The 18,094-nt window shown below is 72.7% G+C and carries 16 protein-coding genes; 4 read left to right on the top strand and 12 right to left on the bottom strand.

Annotated elements, in window-relative coordinates; genetic code table 11:
* Positions 1–10: 10 nt before the first annotated feature.
* Entirely contained in the window at positions 11–1,399 is a 1,389-nt protein-coding gene (locus tag AB0K28_RS39225; RefSeq protein WP_345404122.1) for an amino acid permease, read from the top strand.
* Between the two features lie 3 nt (positions 1,400–1,402).
* Here AB0K28_RS39225 and AB0K28_RS39220 read toward each other — a convergent pair whose 3' ends face one another.
* The 3 genes from AB0K28_RS39220 to AB0K28_RS39210 all read right to left on the bottom strand — a co-directional run bounded on the left by AB0K28_RS39220 (position 1,403) and on the right by AB0K28_RS39210 (position 3,278).
* Positions 1,403–1,948 carry a GNAT family N-acetyltransferase gene (locus AB0K28_RS39220; RefSeq protein WP_364380249.1) on the bottom strand — a complete coding sequence of 182 codons (546 nt, stop codon included), beginning with the start codon at positions 1,946–1,948 and terminating at the stop codon, positions 1,403–1,405.
* 19 nt (positions 1,949–1,967) lie between these two features.
* On the bottom strand, positions 1,968–2,555 hold the full coding sequence (locus tag AB0K28_RS39215; protein ID WP_345404128.1) for a hypothetical protein: 588 nt from the start codon (positions 2,553–2,555) through the stop codon (positions 1,968–1,970).
* A 135-nt stretch (positions 2,556–2,690) separates the two neighbouring features.
* Positions 2,691–3,278: a helix-turn-helix domain-containing protein gene (locus AB0K28_RS39210; protein WP_355419539.1), complete on the bottom strand. Its 588-nt coding sequence runs from the start codon at positions 3,276–3,278 to the stop codon at positions 2,691–2,693.
* Positions 3,279–3,368: 90 nt separating this feature from the next.
* On the opposite strand from AB0K28_RS39210, the gene AB0K28_RS39205 reads away from it, so the two are divergent.
* Complete coding sequence (locus AB0K28_RS39205) at positions 3,369–4,943, top strand: FAD-dependent oxidoreductase (protein WP_364380246.1); 1,575 nt, start codon at positions 3,369–3,371, stop codon at positions 4,941–4,943.
* Position 4,944: 1 nt separating this feature from the next.
* On the opposite strand, the gene manA is transcribed toward AB0K28_RS39205, so the two are convergent.
* The 5 genes from manA to AB0K28_RS39180 form a co-directional block, all read right to left on the bottom strand.
* Positions 4,945–6,138: a mannose-6-phosphate isomerase, class I gene (manA, locus tag AB0K28_RS39200; RefSeq protein WP_364380244.1), complete on the bottom strand. Its 1,194-nt coding sequence runs from the start codon at positions 6,136–6,138 to the stop codon at positions 4,945–4,947.
* 91 nt (positions 6,139–6,229) lie between these two features.
* The gene (locus AB0K28_RS39195; protein WP_364380242.1) at positions 6,230–7,450 is read right to left on the bottom strand and encodes a cytochrome P450; all 1,221 of its coding nucleotides are present in this window, start codon (positions 7,448–7,450) and stop codon (positions 6,230–6,232) included.
* Entirely contained in the window at positions 7,447–8,538 is a 1,092-nt protein-coding gene (locus AB0K28_RS39190) for an FAD-dependent oxidoreductase (RefSeq protein WP_345404152.1), read from the bottom strand. Before AB0K28_RS39190 ends, AB0K28_RS39195 begins: the two co-directional genes overlap by 4 nt.
* Positions 8,535–9,479, bottom strand: coding sequence for a hypothetical protein (locus AB0K28_RS39185; protein ID WP_345404155.1), 945 nt, complete (start codon positions 9,477–9,479; stop codon positions 8,535–8,537). The genes AB0K28_RS39190 and AB0K28_RS39185 overlap by 4 nt, the downstream gene beginning before the upstream one ends.
* A gap of 74 nt (positions 9,480–9,553) precedes the next feature.
* The gene (locus AB0K28_RS39180; protein ID WP_364380239.1) at positions 9,554–10,522 is read right to left on the bottom strand and encodes a hypothetical protein; all 969 of its coding nucleotides are present in this window, start codon (positions 10,520–10,522) and stop codon (positions 9,554–9,556) included.
* A 72-nt stretch (positions 10,523–10,594) separates the two neighbouring features.
* Here AB0K28_RS39180 and AB0K28_RS39175 point away from each other — a divergent pair, with 72 nt between their 5' ends.
* Positions 10,595–12,223, top strand: a complete 1,629-nt coding sequence (locus AB0K28_RS39175; RefSeq protein WP_364380237.1) for a heparinase II/III family protein — start codon at positions 10,595–10,597, stop codon at positions 12,221–12,223.
* On the opposite strand, the gene AB0K28_RS39170 is transcribed toward AB0K28_RS39175, so the two are convergent.
* Positions 12,224–13,666: an MFS transporter gene (locus AB0K28_RS39170; protein ID WP_364380235.1), complete on the bottom strand. Its 1,443-nt coding sequence runs from the start codon at positions 13,664–13,666 to the stop codon at positions 12,224–12,226.
* 125 nt (positions 13,667–13,791) lie between these two features.
* Here AB0K28_RS39170 and AB0K28_RS39165 point away from each other — a divergent pair, with 125 nt between their 5' ends.
* Positions 13,792–14,244 (top strand): MarR family transcriptional regulator, encoded by a 453-nt coding sequence (locus AB0K28_RS39165; protein WP_364380232.1) that lies wholly within the window; start codon positions 13,792–13,794, stop codon positions 14,242–14,244.
* On the opposite strand, the gene AB0K28_RS39160 is transcribed toward AB0K28_RS39165, so the two are convergent.
* Genes AB0K28_RS39160 through AB0K28_RS39150 form a run of 3 tightly spaced genes read right to left on the bottom strand, consistent with a single transcriptional unit; the run spans position 14,214 to position 18,093 of the window.
* Positions 14,214–16,238 carry an ABC transporter ATP-binding protein gene (locus tag AB0K28_RS39160; protein WP_364380229.1) on the bottom strand — a complete coding sequence of 675 codons (2,025 nt, stop codon included), beginning with the start codon at positions 16,236–16,238 and terminating at the stop codon, positions 14,214–14,216. The two genes, AB0K28_RS39165 and AB0K28_RS39160, sit on opposite strands and share 31 nt — an antisense overlap.
* Positions 16,239–16,255: 17 nt before the next feature.
* Positions 16,256–17,137, bottom strand: a complete 882-nt coding sequence (locus tag AB0K28_RS39155) for an ABC transporter permease (RefSeq protein WP_345404182.1) — start codon at positions 17,135–17,137, stop codon at positions 16,256–16,258.
* Complete coding sequence (locus AB0K28_RS39150) at positions 17,134–18,093, bottom strand: ABC transporter permease (RefSeq protein ID WP_345404185.1); 960 nt, start codon at positions 18,091–18,093, stop codon at positions 17,134–17,136. Before AB0K28_RS39150 ends, AB0K28_RS39155 begins: the two co-directional genes overlap by 4 nt.
* Position 18,094 lies beyond the last annotated feature (1 nt).

The following is an 18,094-nucleotide window of genomic DNA, read 5'->3' as shown; positions in this document are numbered from 1 at the left end:
TGGGGGTGTCATGGTCGATTCCCGTGGCGTCTTCCGGCGCAAGCCGGTGGAGCAGATCGCCACCGAGCACGAGGGGGAGCTGGCCAGGACCCTCGGCCTGTGGCAGCTCACCGCCATCGGCGTGGGCGGCATCATCGGGGCCGGCATCTTCGCGCTGGCCGGCGCCGTCGCCCACGAGACGGCCGGGCCCGCGGTGCTGGTGTCGTTCCTCATCGCGGGGGTGGCCAGCGCCGCCGCCGCGCTTTCGTACGCCGAGTTCGCCGGCCTCATCCCGAAGGCCGGCTCGGCCTACACCTACGGCTACGCGGTGCTCGGCGAGATCGTCGGCTGGTTCATCGGCTGGGACCTGCTGCTGGAGTACACCGCCATCGTCGCGGTCGTCGCCATCGGCATCTCCGGCTACTTCGGCTTCCTCGTCCAGAACCTCGGCCTCACGCTGCCGCCCTGGATGCTGGGCGCGCCCGGCACCGGCGAGGGGCGCGTGGTCGACCTGTTCGCGGCCCTGCTGTGCCTGCTCATCGCCTACCTGCTGAACCTCGGCATCCGCGCCGCCGCCAGGTTCGAGACGTTCGTGGTGGCCATCAAGGTCGCCGTCGTGCTGCTCGTCATCGTCATCGGGTTCTTCCACATCAACACCGCCAACTACGCGCCGTTCTTCCCGTTCGGCATCGGCGGCGCCATCACCGGCGCGGCGACCGTGTTCTTCGCGGTGTTCGGCTACGACGCCATGAGCACCGCCGCCGAGGAGTCGCGCGACGCCCGGCGCCACATGCCCAAGGCGATCATCTACTCGCTGATCATCGCGATGGTCCTGTACGTGCTGGCCACGCTCGTGCTCACCGGCATGCAGAACTACCGCGAGATCGACCCGGAGAGCGGCTTCTCCTCGGCGTTCGCCTCCGTCGGGCTGTCCGGGCTGGCCTCGGTCATCGCGGCCGGCGCGATCATCGGCATCCTGACCGTCATGTTCACGTTCATGCTGGGCGTGACGCGAGTGTGGTTCGCGATGAGCCGCGACGGGCTGCTGCCGGCCTGGTTCGCCCAGCTGCACCCCGTACGGCGGGTGCCCACCCGCGTCACCTGGATCGTCGGGGCGGCGTCGGCGGTGATCGCCGGGTTCCTGCCCATCAGGGAGGCGGCCGAGCTGACCAACATCGGGATCCTGCTGGCGTTCGTGGTGGTGTGCGCGGCCGTGATCGTGCTGCGCTACCGGCAGCCCGACCTGCCGCGCACGTTCCGCACGCCGTGGATGCCGGTGGTGCCCGCGATCGGGGTGGTCTTCTCGATCTGGCTCATCACGTTCCTGGACCCGCACACCTGGCTGCGCTTCGCCGTCTGGTTCGTCATCGGCCTGATCATCTACTTCACCTACAGCCGCCGCCACTCGGCCCTGCGGTGACCCTCAGCCGAACGCCCCCAGCGCCGCGACGGCGAGCGTCTGCTCCGCGCCGAACTCCTCGAACGTCCCCGCCGGCCGGAACCCGAGCAGGGCCGCGAGCCGCATCGACCGTTCGTTGGCCGTCTGCGTGACGACCAGCACCGGCTGGTCGGGCAGTTCGCCCGCCGCGGCCCGCAGCGCCGCCGTCGCCGCCTCGAAGGCCAGGCCGGCGCCCCAGGCGGTGCGGCGCAGAACGTAGGACAGCTCCAGCTCGCCGCCCTCCTCCGTGAGGTGTCCTGGGCGGCCGGGTGCGCGGCGGTCGAGGGTGAGGGTGCCGAGGAAGCGGTCGGTCGCCAGGTCGGCGATGACGTAGGCGCCCGGTCCCGTGACGGCCGGGACGCCCGCCGAGTCGAGGAACGACTCGACGGCGTCGCGCGGGTGCGGGCCGCCGAGGTGGGCGCGGACCTCGGGGTCGGTCATGATCTCGACGATGCCGTTCCGGTCGGAATCCTGGGCCGGGCGGAGCAGGACGCGGGCCGAGAGGATGCGGGCAGCGGTCAGCGTGGTCATGGAACGGTGATCGTAACGGTCAGGACGGGCTTTGGCGCCAGTGGTCGTCGGCGAGCGCCCAGGCGACGGTCCAGTCGCGGTAGCGGACGCGGTCGAGGGCGTGGCGGAAGGCGGCGAACAGCGTCAGCACGAGGCAGGCGGCCACGCCGAGGATCATGAGGGCCGTCGCCGCCGCCGTGATGCGCAGCTCGGCCTCGCTGGGCGGCGGCGGAGCGGGGCGGCCTGACCTGTCGACCCAGATGGTGAGCTGCGCGCCGGCCTTGGCGGGGGAGAGCACGGACACCTTGCCGGTGTGCCGGCGGCCGGACGCCGTCGTCCAGCCCGCCGAGACCAGGCCGCCGCCGCCCACCTCGCCGAACGACAGCGTCGTCACCGGCGTGTCGGCCAGCAGCGTCGCCCGGACCTGCTGGCGGCCCGCGCCGGTGGCCAGGGCGCCCGCGTACGCCTGGCGGGCGGCGGCCGTCGCCGGCCACAGGGAGAGCAGGATCAGCAGCGCCGCCACCACCAGCCCCGCGCTCTCCCACCGGTCGGTACGCCGGCGCAGCGGGTTGCCGTCAGGGCGGTAGCGCCGTACGAGCCGCGTCACGCCGTCGATCACCAGCTTCATCGAGCACCCCCCAGCACGGACTTTAGGGCCTTTACCGCCGCCCGTCCGGGAGTCCGCGATCCCGCCCCGCCGCCCTGCCCGTCAACGCGCCGACGAACCCCCACATCCCTCTCGAAAAGGACGCCGACCTGGGGTTCAGTCCTGCTTGCGGGCGGCGGGACGAGCGCGTACGTGCATGCGCTCGCCCTGCTTGCCGAACAGCGCCAGCACCTCGCACGGCTCGTCGCCCGGGTTGATGAACGCGTGCGGCGTCCGCGTGTCGAACTCGGCCACCTCCCCGGCCACCAGCGTCGTGTCGTGCGGCCCGAGCAGCAGGCGCAGCCGGCCCGACAGCACGTACAGCCATTCGTAGCCCTCGTGCACCTGCTGCTCGGGCAGGTAGCCCGGGTAGTGGGGCGGATAGATCTGCTTGAACGCCTGCAGCCCGCCGGGCCGCCGGGTGAGCGGGATGTAGGTCATGCCGTGCCGCTTGACCGGCCGCATGTGCACCCGCGGGTCGCCCGTCACGGGCGCGTCGATCAGCTCGTCGAGCTGTACCTGGTAGGCCCTGGCCAGGAGCAGCAGGAGCTCGAGCGTCGGCTTGCGGCCGCCGGACTCCAGCCGGGACAGGGTGCTGACCGAGATGCCGGTGCTCTTGCCGAGCTGCGTGAGCGTGATGCCGCGCTCCAGGCGCAGGGCCCGCAGCCGGGGACCCACCGCCTGGAGCACCTCGTCGAGTTCCATGGATCCCACCTTGCCATTTCAGCAACGAAGTTTGTCAACTCGTCGGCGGCTCGCGCACAGTTGCCTGGCATACGGAAGGGAGACCGCGACATGAAGACGTACGACGTGGTAGTGATCGGCGGCGGCGCCGCCGGGCTGAGCGGGGCGCTCACGCTGGGCCGGGCCCGCCGCAGCGTGCTGGTGGTCGACTCGGGCCGGCCGCGCAACGCCCCCGCCGAGGGGGTGCACGTCTACCTCGGCCGCGAGGGCACGCCGCCCTCGGAGCTGCTGGCCGCCGGGCGCGAGGAGGTGGCCGCGTACGGCGTGCGCGTCGAGAACGCCGCCGTGACGGGAGCGGAGCGGCTCGGTGACGGGCGCTTCCGCGTCACGCTGGACGACGGCACCGCCGTCGAGGCGGCCAGGCTGCTGGTCGCCACCGGCCTGATCGACGAGCTGCCCCCGCTGCCAGGACTGGCCGAGCTGTGGGGCAAGGACGTGCTGCACTGCCCGTACTGCCACGGCTGGGAGGTACGCGACCAGGCCATCGGCGTGCTCGGCACCGGCCCGCTCGCCGTGCACCAGGCGCTGCTGTGGCGGCAGTGGAGCGACGACGTGACCCTGTTCCTGCACACCATGGACAAGCCGTCCGGCGAGCAGCGCGAGCAGCTCGACGCCCGGGGCGTCGCGGTGGTCGAGGGCGAGGTGGCGGAGCTGGTCCTCAAGGACGGGCGGCTCCACGGCGTGCGGACGGCCGACGGCCGTGAGCACGCCCGCCAGGCGCTGGCCCTGGGCACGCGGCTGACCGCCCGCGTCGGACCGCTGGCACCGCTCGGCCTGGAGACCGCCGAGATGGAGATGGGCGGCCACGTGGTGGGCACCCACATCCCCGCCGACCCCACGGGCCGCACGTCCGTGCCGGGCGTGTGGGCGGCGGGGAACGTCACCAGCCTGTTCGAGCAGGTCATCGGCTCGGCGGCGGCGGGCGTCAAGGCCGGCGCCGCCATCAACGCGGACCTGATCGAGGAGGAGACCAGAGCCGCCGTCACCGCCCGCCGGGCCGGCCGGGCCGAGGTGACTCCTGAGGAGCTGTGGGACGACCGCTACTCCGAGCGCGAGCGGCTCTGGACCGGCGAGCCGAACGTGGTGCTCGTCCGCGAGCTGAGCGACCTGCCGCCGGGCCGGGCGCTCGACCTGGGCAGCGGCGAGGGCGGCGACGCGGTGTGGCTGGCGAAGCGGGGCTGGCGGGTCACCGCGGCCGACGTGTCAGGGGTGGCGCTGCGCCGGGCGGCCGAACTCGCCGAGCGCATGGGCGTGGCCGACCGGATCGACTGGCAGCAGCACGACCTCGGCCGGTCCTTCCCCGAGGGCACGTACGACCTGGTCACCGCCTGCTACCTGCACTCAACGCACGACCTGCCCCGCGAGGAGATCCTGCGGGCCGCCGCCGCGGCCGTCGCGCCCGGCGGGGTGCTGCTGGTGGCCGGGCACGCCGCCGGGCCGTCCTGGGAGCACAACCCCCACCCCGACGTGCACCTCCCGACGCCCCGCGAGGTGTACGAGTCGCTGGACCTCGCAGAGGGGGAGTGGGAGGTGCTGAAGGACGCCGAGTTCGAACGCCCTCAGACCGCTCCCGACGGCACCCTCACCACCCGCAAGGACAACGTTCTGACGCTCCGCCGCCTGTGATCTACATTGTAAAGGCACCGGGCTCGGCACGATACGCCGTCCCCTTGCCGGCCAGCGTCACCGAAGGGGCGGCGGCAGGGACGAACGCCGACTCGCCGGGGCGCAGCGTCAGCTCGTCGCCGAGGCGGGCCTCGCCCTCCACGCACAGCACGATCTGCGGCACCCCGCCGGGCAGCTGATGGGTGTGCTCGCCGGTCAGCTCGTGGCGGGTGAGGGCGAACTCGGGGGCGGGCGGCCGGTAGGCGTACGCCCCGCGGGGGTCCTCGGCCGGCTCGACCCGGTGCGGGACGGTCGGGGTGAAGTCCACGACGCGCATCAGCTCGGGCACGTCCACGTGCTTGGAGGTGAGCCCGCAGCGCAGCACGTTGTCGGAGTTGGCCATGATCTCGACGCCGATGCCGCCGAGGTAGGCGTGGGGGACTCCGGCGCCGAGGTAGAGGGCCTCGCCGGGGGCCAGGTCGACGTGGTTGAGCAGGAGGGCGGCGGCGATGCCGGGGTCGCCGGGGTAGGCGCGGGCGATGCCGGCGTAGACGGCCAGCTCGTCGTCCTCCGCGGCTTCCAGCAGGGCGCGCTCGACGTCGGCGCGCAGCGGGCGGGCGGCGTCGTCCAGCATCTCGGCGAACACCCGGCGCAGCGCGGCTCCCGGCTCGCCGGTGGTGAGGGCGTCGATCCAGGGGCGCAGGCCCGGCAGGCCGAGCCGGTCGAGGAGGGCGGCGGTGGCGGCGGGGGCGCGGAAGCCGCACAGGCCGTGGAAGGGGGTGAGGGCGCACACCATCTCGGGCTTGTGGGAGGCGTCCTTGTACGTGCGGGTGCGGTCGTCGAGCGGGATGCCCCGGGCGTTCTCGGCGGCGTAGCCGGCCTCGGCCTGCTCGGTGGTGGGGTGGACCTGGAGGGAGAGCGGGCGCTCGATGGCGAGGACCTTGAGCAGGTAGGGCAGCTCGGGGCCGAAGCGCTCGGCGGTGGGGGCGCCGAGGGTGACGGCGGGGTCGTGGGCGATGAGCTCGTACAGCGGGACGCCGCCGGCGGTCGAGGGCGCGCCGCGGTGGGCGCCCATCCAGAGTTCGGCCTGCGGTTCGCCGGTCGGCTCCGTGCCGAACAGGCGCGGCAGGGCGGTGACCGAGCCCCAGTCGTAGGGGCGGATGGTGGTGGCCAGGCGCAGGACGGCGGCGGGCGGTGGCAGGTCGGGGTGTTGCACGGCGTTGGCTCCAATCGTCGTTCATGGAGCGTAGAACGCGTGCGGGGGGAGTGCGTACCCGGGGATGGGCCGCGCGGGGCGGCCCATGTGGTCAGCGGGCGCGCGGGCCCAGCAGGACGGGCATGCTTCGGGTGCTGTTGCCGAGCAGGGTGTCCAGCGGCGGCAGGTCCCCGGCGGGCGTGGCGAGCCGCATGCCGGGGAAGGCGGTGAACAGCGCGCGCAGCGCGATCTCGCCTTCCAGCCTGGCCAGTGGCGCGCCCAGGCAGAAGTGCGGGCCGTGGCCGAAGGCGAGGTGCTGGGTCTGCGTGCGGGTGATGTCGAAGCGGTCGGCGTCGGGTCCGTACTGGTCGGGGTCGCGTCCGGTGGAGGCGAAGCAGGCCAGGACGGGCTCGCCCGCGCGTACGCGGACGCCGTCGAGTTCGACGTCGCGTACGGCGTAGCGCATCGGGAAGTACGCGATGGGCGAGTCCCACCGCAGGGTCTCCTCGACGGCCGCGCTGTACGGGCACTGCCCGGACAGCAGCATCCCCAGCTGGCCGGGCTGGCCGAGCAGGGCGCCGATGGCGTTGGTGATGAGGTTGACGGTGGTGACGTGCCCGGCGATGAACAGCAGCTCGATGGTGGCGAACAGCTCGTCCTCCGACAGCCGCCCGCCGTCCTTCTCGTGCAGCCGGAACAGGTCGGTGATGAGGTCTTCTCCCGGCGTGCCGCGGCGCTCGTCGATGATCTGGTCGAGCAGTTCGTGCAGCTCTTTGCGCAGGCCGGGCGAGTCTTCGAGGTCGCCGACCTGGGCGACGGCGTCGGTGAGGCGGTGCAGCTCGTCCTGGTGCTCCGGCGGGATGCCGATGAGCTCGGAGATGACCTCGCGCGGCAGCGGGTAGGCGAATTCGAGCCGCAGGTCCACCGGCTGGTCGGACGGTTGCTCCGCGAGGTGGTCGATGAGCCGGGCGGTGAGTTCCTCGATGCGCGGGCGCAGGCCGTTGAGCCGGCGTTGTGAGAACGCGGCGGTGAGCGGCATGCGCAGCCGCCGGTGGCGTTCGCCCTCGGCGTTGAGCATGGAGGTGTCGGTGACGATGCGGTCGATGGCGGTGCCCGGTGGCAGGGCGTCGCGGCCTGACCAGTGGCGCAGTTCCCTGGACAGGTCCGGGTGGGTGAGGACGGTCATGAGCGTGGCGTACCGGGTGGCGGCCCAGGCCGGTACGCCTTCGGCGGTCACCGGCACGAGTGGTCCCGCGGCGCGCAGGCGTTCGTTGTCGGCGTGGATGTCGCGGGTGGCCGGGTCGAGGATGAAGCGGTCGTCGGTCATGGTCATCCCGTTCGTCGTGGGCTGACCGCCAGGGCGGTCACGTCCATGCCGGGGTCCTGGTCGAGGTAGAGGTCGCGGACGAGTTCGCCGGCGGCGGGCGCGTTGCACAGGCCGTGGCCGGAGAAGCCGGTCGCGTACAGGAAGGCCGGTGGGCCTGGCTGGTGGCCGATGAAGGCGGTCTTGTCGGGGCTGGCGTCGCGCAGCCCGGTGACGGCGGTGTGCAGGGCGAGGCCGGCCAGGCTCGGGTACGTCTCGGCGAGCCGGGCGGCGACGTCGCGGCGCCAGGACTCGCGGTCGGGTCCCGGGTAGCCCATGCCGATGAGCATGCGGTCGTCGCGCCGCCGGATCAGCAGGCCGCTGGCGGCGTGCAGGGTGACCGGGATGTCGGGTGCGCCGGGCGGGAGCGGGTCGGTGGTGAGCAGCTCCTGCTCGATGGGTTCGGTGAGCGGCAGGTCCACGCCGGCGCAGCGGACGAGCGAGGCCGACCAGGCGCCGGCGGCGCAGACGACGGCGTCGGCGGACAGTTCGCCTTCGGCGGTCTGGACGCGGCCCGCTTCGGCGTCGATGGCGGTGACCGGGCAGCCGGTGCGCAGGGTGGCGCCGGCTTTCTCGGCGGCCATGGCGTAGGCGGTGACGATGGCGGTGGTGTCGGAGATGTAGGCGTCGGGCGAGTAGGCGGCGGCCAGCAGCGGCAGGTCGCCGATGAGCGGGTTGCGGCGCCTGGCCTCCTTGGCGCCGATGAGCCCGACGTCGACGCCGGCGGCGTGCTGGGCGGGCAGGTCGGCTTCGAAGGCGGTGACCTGCTCGGGTTCGGTGAACAGCACGAGGTAGCCGACCTGGCGCAGCGGCAGGTCGATGCCGGGCCTTTCGGGGAAGGCGTGGTAGGCGGCGAGGCTGCGGACGGCGAGCGCGGAGCTGACCGGGTTGCCGGCGAAGTAGGAGCGTACGACGTCGGCGGTGGCGCGGGAGGCGCCGGAGCCGAGCGTGCCGCGTTCGAGCAGGGTGACGTCGGTTCCGGCTTCGGCGAGGTGGTAGGCGATCGACAGCCCGATGACGCCGCCGCCGATCACCACCACGCGGGATCCGGCGCTCATGCCTGGACCTGCAGTCGGCGCAGGTGGGCTCCGGCCTCCCAGGGGAACAGGTGCAGGTTCCAGCCGCCGAGGCAGTTGCAGTAGAGGGCCATGTGGGCCATGATCGCGATGTAGTCCTCGTGGCTGTCGAGGCGTTCGAGGCCGTCCAGGAGGCGCTGGGTGAAGTCCCAGAGCCGGTCGAGGCCGCAGTAGCCGAGGAACTCGGCGGGTGTGTGGGCGAGCTGGCGGGTCATCTGGCGCAGCCAGGGCATGGGCATGCCGTCGAGTGCGGCGCGGACGAGGCCGCCGTAGCAGCTGTAGCCGAGCGGGCGGGTCTCGCCGTTGACGAACAGCAGGGTGGTCAGGACGGTCTCGTAGCTGCCCGCGCCGGACGGGATGCGGCCCTCGTGCAGGTCGAGGAGCTCTCTGGGCGGGTCGAGCCAGATGCGCTCGGTCTCGGCGTGCACCTCTTTGGCGAGCTGGTTGAGCTCGGGGTCGCCGACGGGCAGGCGGGGCAGCACGTGGCCGCCGGTCTGGCCGGCGCGGCGGACTTCGGCGATGACCGGTTCCTTGGTGGTGTAGACGGAGTTCCACACTTCGCGGCCGGCGTGGATGAGGGCGTCGAGGTCCTCTTCGGCGACCTGGCCGATCGGGGTGGCGGTCATGGGTTCGGTGAGTTCGCCGTACTTGATGCCGAGGTGTTGCAGGCGGGAGCAGAACAGGGTGCCGTCGGGCACGGTGCGGCGGTCCACCTTGTACTCGGCGGCGGTGTGCAGCAGGGCGTGGACCGGGGCGAGGTGGTACAGGTGGTACCCGGCGACCAGGGCGTGCCCTTGGAGGCTGCGGTAGGGCAGCGCGTCCCACAGGGCCTGGGCCAGTGAGGGGTTGCGCTGGTCGAGTTCGGCGGCCACGGTGATGCCGAGGCCGGGCCAGGAGATTTCCAGTTGCTTCGTCTCGTTCACACTACGTCACTCTAACGTCACGTTTGGTGGCGATCGTGTGGGGGTGGGGGTGTTTACCGGGGCATGACCTGGGCTTATGCGAAAGGGCCGCGTTCGTCGGCCCAGATGGAGGCGGGATCGACGTAGGGGCGCAGGAGCGGGGTCAGCTCGGGGTCGGGGCGGCCGTTGAGCTCGTCGGAGGCGGCCTTGCGGGCGATGCCGGCCAGCACGTCGGCGACCTGCACGCGCTCGTCGAGCTCGGAGACGACGAGCCGGAGCCCGGCCATCCGGCCGCCGAGTATCTGCCGCATCTGGGCGATGCGCTCGTCGGTCAGCGTGGTCTGGCGGTCGTGCACGACGGCGACGGGGCCGCGGCCATCGTCCAGGCCGTCGCCCCAGGAGGTGACGGCCTGGACGATGGCGGGGATGAGCGGGTCGAGCGCGGGGAAGACGTGGGGGTCGGTCAGCAGGCGGTCGCGGAACTCCTCGACGCGGTCGCGGACCTCCCACAGTGCGCGCATGACGTCGCCGGCCGGGCCTTTCGCCGTGCGCAGCTCGTCGATCAGCAGGTACGTGTCGGCGACGGAGGTGGTGATGCCCTGGCCGTTCTTGGCGCGCAGCAGGTAGTTGAAGGAGTCGAGGAAGGCGGCCCACCGGCCGGGGCCGAAGGTGCGGCGGCCCTCGCGGTAGAGGGCGACGGCGTCGGCTCTGGCGAGCGGGTCGAGGCCGAGGCGCGGGGTGTGGTCGTCCTGGAGCAGGCCGGTGACCTTGCCGGTGAGCCAGAAGGTCTTGTCGGCGACGAAGACGCGGACGTGGCCGAGCACGGGGCCGCTGGGGCCGAGGAGCCAGAGCAGGGCGGCGCGGTGCTTCTCGCGCAGGACGTGGTTGGCGCGGTATTCGTCGGCGGGGGTGGGCGCTCGTACGCGCAGCTCGGCGATGACGGCGGCGGCCGCCTCGGCGTCCATGAGCACGCTGGCGTGGGCGAAGACGTCGCTGTTGCCGCCGACGAGCTTCTCGCCCTCCGCGCCGGATTCGTCGCACGCGATTTCGAGGGGTTGCGCCACGTTCATGAATCTAGCCGGGCGGGTGGTGCCGCCGCGAGGCGATTTCGCGCGGTCTCGGGCTGGGAGAATCACGTGACCCCGTTGGAGGTGGAAGGACCTGTGCTGACCCGTCTGGTCCGTGAGATCCACGAGGAGGCGGAGCGTGCCCGTACGTCGCCGGCTCCCGAGCTGACGTTCTCCCTGTGGCGGCGCTTCGCCGACGGCGGTGACCGGCTGGCGTACGAGGGCGCCTACTTCGAGCGCCGCCGCAGGCTGGCCGCGCTGCTGCTGGCCGCGCACCTGGACGACCGGCCCGACCCGGCGCTGGACGACCTGCTGTGGTCGGTGTGCGACGAGTACTCCTGGGTGCTGCCGGCGCACGAGCCGAAGGGCGGTGACCCCAACGCGTTCGTGGACCTGTTCGCCGCCGAGACGGCGCAGACGCTGGCGGAGGGGGTGCGGCTGCTGGGCGGGCACGTGGACGCGCGGGTGCGGGCGCGGGTGCGCGCGGAGGTGGAGCGGCGGGTCTTCGCCCCGCTGGAGGCGGGGACGATGTGGTGGGAGTCGGCCCGCCACAACTGGTCGGCGGTGTGCGCGGGCGCGGCGGGGGCGGCGGCGCTGGCTCTGGGCGCCGATCGGGTGGTGGCGCGGCTGGAGGGCGCGATGGAGGCGTTCCTGTCGGGTACGGGCGCCGACGGCGCCTGCCTGGAGGGCCCGGACTATTGGGCATACGGGTTCGGGTATTTCGTGTACTTCGCCGAGGCGCTGCGCGAGCACACCGGCGAGGACCTGCTGGACGATCCGCACGTGCGGGAGATGGCCGCCTACCCGGCGCGGGTGGATCTGGGTGACGGCACCAGGCCGGCGTTCGCGGACGCGCAGGCGCGCGGCGTCTATCCGGCGGGGCTGCTGTCGCGGCTGTCGGAGCGGCTGGGCGTGCCGGTGCCGGTCACCGCGGGGGAGCCGTCGTTCCATGACGACCCCTGTTATCGGTGGGCGCATCTGTCGCGGACGTTGTGGTGGGCGCGGGAGGTTCCGGTGGCGGAGCCGGGGCCGCATACGTACCTGCCGGATGCGGGCATCGTGGTGGCGCGGTCCGGCGGGGCGGCGTTCGCGGCCAAGGGCGGGCACAACGACGAGCCGCACAACCACCTCGACGTCGGCACGTTCGTGCTGCACGCGCGGGGTGAGACGGTGCTCGACGATCTGGGCGCGCCCGAGTACACCCGCGACTACTTCCGTGAGGGCCGCTACCTGGTGCCGCAGGCGTCGGCGGAGTGGCACTCGATCCCGCTGGTCGAGGGGCGGGGGCAGGTGCCGGGGCCCGAGCGGCGGGCCGAGGTGCTGGAGCACGCCGTCGACGGCGACGCGGTGACGTTCGCGCTCGACCTCACCGCCGCCTACGCGGTGCCCTGCCTGGAGCGGCTCACCCGGACGTTCCGGTGGCGGCCCGGCAGGCTGGAGCTGACCGACGCCTTCGGCTTCACCACGCGGGACGCGCGGGTGAGCGAGGTGTTCGTGTCGCGCCGCCGCCCGGTGCTGGGCGATGGCCGGGTCGCGTGGGGCCCGGTCGCGCTGGAGGTTCCGGCCGGGTGGCGGGCCGAGGCCGACGAGCTGGCGGTACGCGGCCACGACGGCGAGCAGCAGACCGTGCACCGGGTGCGCCTGTCGGCCAGAGTGCCGTCGGGCGCGCACCGGTTCACCTTCACCGTGGACGGCTGATCAGGACTCGGTGGCGGGGGCGGGGTCGGCCGGCACCAGCACCCGGCGGGGCGGGCCGCCGTCACCTGGCAGCGTCATGGTGATGAGGGCGGCGGCCAGCGCCGCGCCGCAGCCGATGAGCATGCCGACGTGGAAGCCGCGCTCCGACGGCAGCGGGTGGCCGCCGAAGTCGATGGTGAGCTGCGAGAGCACGACGCCGACGACGGCGGCGGAGACGGTGGTGCCGATGGAGCGCATCAGCGTGTTGAAGCTGTTGGCCGCGCCGGTCTCCGAGCGCGGCACGGCGCCCATGATGAGGGCGGGCATGGAGCCGTAGGCGAAGCCGACGCCGATGGCGCACACGCAGGTGATGACGAGCAGGCCCCAGGTGGAGCCGAGCAGGACGACCGACAGGCCGTAGCCGAGCGCCATGACGAGGCTGCCGGTGATGAGCGTGACCTTGGGGCCGCGGGCGGCCGACAGGCGGGCGCCGACGGGAGAGACGATCATCATCATGAGGCCGGCGGGGGCCATCCAGAGGCCGGCGGCGAGCATGGACTGGCCGAGCCCGTAGCCGGTGGCGGCGGGCAGTTGCAGGATCTGGATGACGATCAGCGACTGGGCGTACATGGAGAAGCCGACCACGATCGAGGCCGCGTTGGTGAGCAGCACCTGAGGGCGGGCGGCGACGCGCAGGTCCACCAGCGGGTCGCGGGCGCGCAGCTCCCACCAGCCCCACAGCGGCAGCACGAGGGCGGCGGCGGCCAGCAGGCCGAGTGTGGGCGCGCTGTCCCAGCCCCAGTCGGCGCCTTTGGAGACACCGAGCAGCAGGCAGATGAGTCCCGCGCCGAGCCCGAGCGCGCCGGGCAGGTCGACGCGGCCGCGCGCGGCGGGCGGCGTGTACGGCACCAGCAGCCGGATCAGCGCGGCGACCAGCAGGCCGAGGACGGCGGTGGCCCAGAACAGCGCCCGCCAGCTGGCGTACTCGGCGACGGCGGCGGCGATGGGCAGGCCGAGGGCGCCGCCGATGCCCATGGACGAGCTCATCAGCGCGATGGACGGGCCGAGCCGGTCGGGCGGCAGCACCTCGCGCAGGGCGCTGATGCCGAGGGGGATGAGGCCCATGCCCATGCCCTGCAGGCCGCGTCCGGCGATCATGGGGGCGAGCGAGCCGGCCAGGGCGCAGGTGACGCAGCCGAGGATGAGGGGGACGGCGCAGACGAGCATCATGCGGCGCTTGCCGTACAGGTCGCCGAGTCGTCCCATGACGGGGGTGGTGACGGCGCCGGCCAGCAGGGTCGCGGTGACCACCCAGGAGGCGTCGGAGGCGGTGGCGTGCAGCATCGACGGCAGGCGGCCGATGAGGGGGACGACGAGGGTCTGGGTGAGTGAGGCGACGATGCCGGCGACGGCCATCACGGTGACGATGCCGTGCCGGGTGGCGGGTCTGCTGGGCTCTTCCACGCGTGTCCCCCCGATGGTAGCGACGTGCACCCCACACATAGCGTGATAAATGCACACATTGTGGGTGTTGCACATTCTTGTGGAAGATATGCTGACCCGCACCCATGGTTGGGGGAAGGACTGGCATGGACAAGCCCACGGACTCCCTGGCCGCGGTCGAGTACGAGACCATGCGGCTCGGCCGGCACCGCCACCTCGACCGCAGCGCGTACATCCTGCTCAGCCGGATCCGCCGTGCGGGGCCGATGTCCATCGGGCAGCTCAGCAGGGCGTTCGGCCTCGACGTCTCGACGCTCAACCGGCACACCGCCGCGCTGCTGCGCGAGGGCCTGGCCGAGCGCATCGCCGACCCCGCGGGGGGCATCGCCCGCAAGTTCCGCATCACCGCGCGGGGCGAGCGGTTCCTGGACGGCGAGCGGGCGCGCAACCTGGACGGGCTGCGCGAGGTGCTGTCCGGCTGGCCGGCCGGCGACGTCGCCGCCTTCGCCGCCTACCTGCGGCGCTTCAACGACGACGTCGAACGCCTCCCTGCCCGCCCCTGGCCGGCCTACGCCAGGGGCGCGGCCGGCTCCTCCTGACGCAGCGGGAAGTGGCAGGCCACCTGGTGCGCCCCGCCCTGAAGGGGCGGCTCGGTGGCGCACACGTCCTGCGCGAGCGGGCAGCGGGTGCGGAAGCGGCAGCCGGTCGGCGGGTTGAGCGCGCTCGGCAGCTCGCCCTTGATGGTGGTGTCCGGGCTGGGCACGTGATCGGGGTCCGGTGAGGGGACGGCGTCCAGCAGCGCCTGCGTGTAGGGGTGGCGCGGGGCGCGGACGACCTGGTGGGCGGGCCCGATCTCGACCATCTTGCCGAGGTACATCACGCCGATCCTGTCGGCCATGTAGTCGACCACGGACAGGTCGTGGCTGATGAACACGTACGACAGGCCCAGCTCGCCCTGCAGGTCCCGCATCATGTTGAGCACCTGGGCCTGCACCGAGACGTCCAGCGCGCTGACCGGCTCGTCGGCGACGATGAGCCGGGGCCGCAGCGCCAGCGACCTGGCCAGGCCGATGCGCTGCAACTGGCCGCCGGAGAACTCGTGCGGGTAGCGCTCCAGCGCCGTCCTGGGCAGGCCGACCTGGTCGAGCAGCTCGGTGACCCGGGCGCGCCGCTGCGCCGCGTCGCCGACCTGCTGGATCTCCAGCGGCTCTGTGAGAATGGAGTCGATGCGCATGCGCGGGTTCATGGCCGCGTAGCTGTCCTGGAACATCAGCTGCACCTGCCGGTGCATGCGGTGGCGGGCGCGCCGGTCGAGGCCGGCGATGTCGGTGCCGTCCACGACGATGCTGCCGCCGGTGGCGGGCTCGAGCCCGGCCACGAGCCGGCCGACGGTGGATTTGCCGCAGCCCGACTCGCCCACGATGCCGAGCGTCTCGCCGGGCGCGACCTCGAACGACACCCCGGCCACGGCGCTCACCTTGCCGCTGGAGCGCTTCAGCCCGGCGCCGCCCGCGTCGTACTCCTTGACCAGGTCGCGCACGCTCAGGATCGGCTCGGCGGCGGCCGTGGCGGCCTGCTCGCGGCCGGTGGGCGGGGCGAGCACGACGGGCTCGGTGACGGGGTGCAGGCAGGCGAAGGCGTGCCCGTTCCCGGCCGCCGTGAGGGCGATGTCGCCGGTGCGGCACTCGTCGGTGGCGAAGCGGCAGCGCGGCGCGAAGCGGCAGCCGGTCAGCGGGCGCGACAGGTCGGGCGGCAGGCCGGGGATGCTGTAGAGGCGGCCGTCGCCGTCGGTGGCCGACTCGGGCAGGGCGCGCATGAGCGCCTCGGTGTAGCGGTGGCGGGGCGCGCGGAACAGCTCAGGGGTGGTGGCGGTCTCGACGACGCGGCCGGCGTACATGACGGCGACGCGGTCGGCGCGGCCGGCGATCACGCCGAGGTCGTGGGTGACCAGGATGACCGCCATCTTGAACTCTTCGCGCAGGTCGTCGATGAGCTCCAGGATCTGGCGCTGGGTGGTGACGTCCAGGGCCGTGGTGGGCTCGTCGGCGATGAGCAGGCGCGGGGAGCGGATGAGCGCCATGGCGATGACCACGCGCTGGCGCATGCCGCCCGACAGCTGGTGCGGGTAGTCGTCGACGATCTTGTCGGGGCGGGGCATGCCGACCCTGCGCAGGATCTCGATCGCCCGCTCGCGCGCCTCGGCCTTGCCGACCTTCTGGTGCACCCGCAGCGGCTCGGCCACCTGGGCGCCGATGCGCATGGTGGGGTTGAGCGAGGTGAGCGGGTCCTGGAAGACCATGCCCATCTCGACGCCGCGCACCCGGCGCAGCTCGGGGGCCTGCATGGTGCGCAGGTCGCGGCCGTCGAAGAGGATCTCCCCGCCGACGACGGAGCCGCCGGCGGGCAGCAGCCCCATGATCGACAGCACGGTCATGGTCTTGCCGCTGCCCGACTCGCCGACGATGCCGAGCGTCTCGCCCTGGTGGACGTCGAGGGTGACGCGGTCGAGCGCGTGCACGGTGCCGCGCCGCAGCGCGATGTCGGTGCTGAGGTCGCGCAGCCGCAGCAGCGGCTCGCTGGTGGGGTTCCCCATGTGTGCGAAAACTCCTGTCAACGCCGCCGGAGGCGGACCTCGAAGACGTCCCTCAGCCCGTCGCCGATGAAGTTGAAGGCGAGGACGATGAGGATGATGGCGATGCCCGGCGGGTAGAGCAGCCACCAGTGGCCGCTGAAGGTGTCCGACAGGCCGTCCGACAGCATGCCGCCCCAGTTCGCGGCGGGTGGCGGCACGCCCAGTCCGAGGAAGGACAGGTAGGCCACGTACAGGATGGCGTCGGCCACCTGGAAGGTGGCGTTGACGATCACCGTGCCGATGGCGTTGGGGATGATGTGCCGGCGCACCGCGCGCCCGCCGGTGCCGCCCATGCCGCGCATCGCCATGACGTACTCGCGGGTGCGCAGCGTCAGCGCCTCGCCGCGGACCAGCCGGGCGGGGCCGAGCCAGGCGAAGGCGCCGATGATGACGATGAGCATCGGCACGGTCGGCGTGACGATCGAGGCCATGAGCATGAACAGGAACAGCGCCGGGATCGACATGAACGCGTCGACCACGCGCATCATGACCGCGTCCAGCCAGCCGCCGGCGAAGCCCGCGACGGCGCCCCAGACGGTGCCGACGACCGTGGCCAGCAGGCCGGCCGCCAGGCCGACCACGATGGAGGTCTGCCCGCCCAGCATGAGCCGGCCGAGCTGGTCGTAGCCGACGCCGTCGGTGCCGAGCGGATGCCCGTCGCCGGGGGTGAGGAACACCTTCGTCAGGTCGGTGTGCACCTGGTCGGTCTGGTAGAACAGCGGCCCGAGGAAACTGAAGGCGGCCAGCAGCACGAACAGGCCGACGCCCAGCAGGGCCAGCCGGTTCTCGCAGAACACCTCCAGGCCCTGGCGCCACATGCCGCGGACGGGCGCCTCGTCCTCGTGCGGGGTCGCGGTCATGAGCGGCCTGCCTTGAGTCGTACGCGCGGGTCGACGGCGGCGTAGAGCACGTCGGCGACCAGCGCGCCCAGCACCGTGGCCACCGAGATCAGCAGGGTGACGCCGAGCAGGATCGGGTAGTCCCGCTTGAGCGCGGCCTGCCAGAACAGCAGCCCCATGCCGGGGTAGTTGAACAGCCGCTCGACCACCAGGGCGCCGCTGAACAGCGCCGGCAGGTACATGCCGAGCAGCGTGATGACGGGGAACAGGCCGTTGCGCAGGGTGTGGCCGACGATCACGCGGCTCTCCGACAGGCCCTTGCTGCGGGCCGTGCGCACGTAGTTCTCGTTGAGGTTGTCGACCATGGACGAGCGTACGTAGCGGGAGTAGACGGCGACGGTGAGGATGGCCAGCGTGACCGTGGGCAGCACCAGCCCGGCCGGGTCGGCCAGCACCTCCGCCAGCGTGAAGCCCTGCGGCGCCTCGGGCGGCAGCAGCGGCCACACCTGCGAGAACAGGATGATCATCATGAGGCCCATGAAGAAGATCGGGGTGGCGTAGGCCAGCAGCGACAGCCCGTTGATGGTGTAGTCGGGCCAGCGGTTACGCCGTACGGCCTGCACCACGCCGAGCGGGACGGCCACCACGACCGCCAGCAGGGTCGAGGCCAGCGACAGCAGCATGGTCTTGGGCAGCCGCTGCGCGATGGCCTCCGACACCGACTGGTTGAGCTGGAAGGAGTAGCCCAGGTCGCCGGTGACCAGCCGCTGCAGGTACATCGCGTACTGCTGCCACAGCGGCCGGTCGTACCCCATCTCGTGGTTGAAGGCGGCGATCTGCTCGAGCGTCGCTTCCTTGCCCAGGATGGCCCTGGCCGCGCCTCCCGGCAGCAGGTGCAGGATCACGAACGTGATCAGCGTCACCAGGATCACGATGACCAGGGCCTGGCCCAGGCGGGTGAGGAGGTACCGGGGCAAG

Source organism: Nonomuraea sp. NPDC049504, assembly GCF_040676845.1.
In the GTDB taxonomy this organism is placed as follows: Bacteria; Actinomycetota; Actinomycetes; order Streptosporangiales; family Streptosporangiaceae; genus Nonomuraea; species Nonomuraea salmonea.
This window is presented reverse-complemented; position numbering and strand designations above follow the sequence as displayed.

Excerpts from the sequence above, each read along its gene's own strand:
- AB0K28_RS39195 (WP_364380242.1), bottom strand. The coding sequence starts at position 7,450 with ATGACCATGACCGACGACCGCTTCATCCTCGACCCGGCCACCCGCGAC.
- AB0K28_RS39205 (WP_364380246.1), top strand. The coding sequence starts at position 3,369 with ATGAAGACGTACGACGTGGTAGTGATCGGCGGCGGCGCCGCCGGGCTG.
- AB0K28_RS39165 (WP_364380232.1), top strand. The coding sequence starts at position 13,792 with ATGGACAAGCCCACGGACTCCCTGGCCGCGGTCGAGTACGAGACCATG.
- AB0K28_RS39160 (WP_364380229.1), bottom strand. The coding sequence starts at position 16,238 with ATGGGGAACCCCACCAGCGAGCCGCTGCTGCGGCTGCGCGACCTCAGC.
- AB0K28_RS39220 (WP_364380249.1), bottom strand. The coding sequence starts at position 1,948 with ATGACCACGCTGACCGCTGCCCGCATCCTCTCGGCCCGCGTCCTGCTC.
- AB0K28_RS39210 (WP_355419539.1), bottom strand. The coding sequence starts at position 3,278 with ATGGAACTCGACGAGGTGCTCCAGGCGGTGGGTCCCCGGCTGCGGGCC.
- AB0K28_RS39155 (WP_345404182.1), bottom strand. The coding sequence starts at position 17,137 with ATGACCGCGACCCCGCACGAGGACGAGGCGCCCGTCCGCGGCATGTGG.
- AB0K28_RS39225 (WP_345404122.1), top strand. The coding sequence starts at position 11 with ATGGTCGATTCCCGTGGCGTCTTCCGGCGCAAGCCGGTGGAGCAGATC.
- AB0K28_RS39190 (WP_345404152.1), bottom strand. The coding sequence starts at position 8,538 with ATGAGCGCCGGATCCCGCGTGGTGGTGATCGGCGGCGGCGTCATCGGG.
- AB0K28_RS39215 (WP_345404128.1), bottom strand. The coding sequence starts at position 2,555 with ATGAAGCTGGTGATCGACGGCGTGACGCGGCTCGTACGGCGCTACCGC.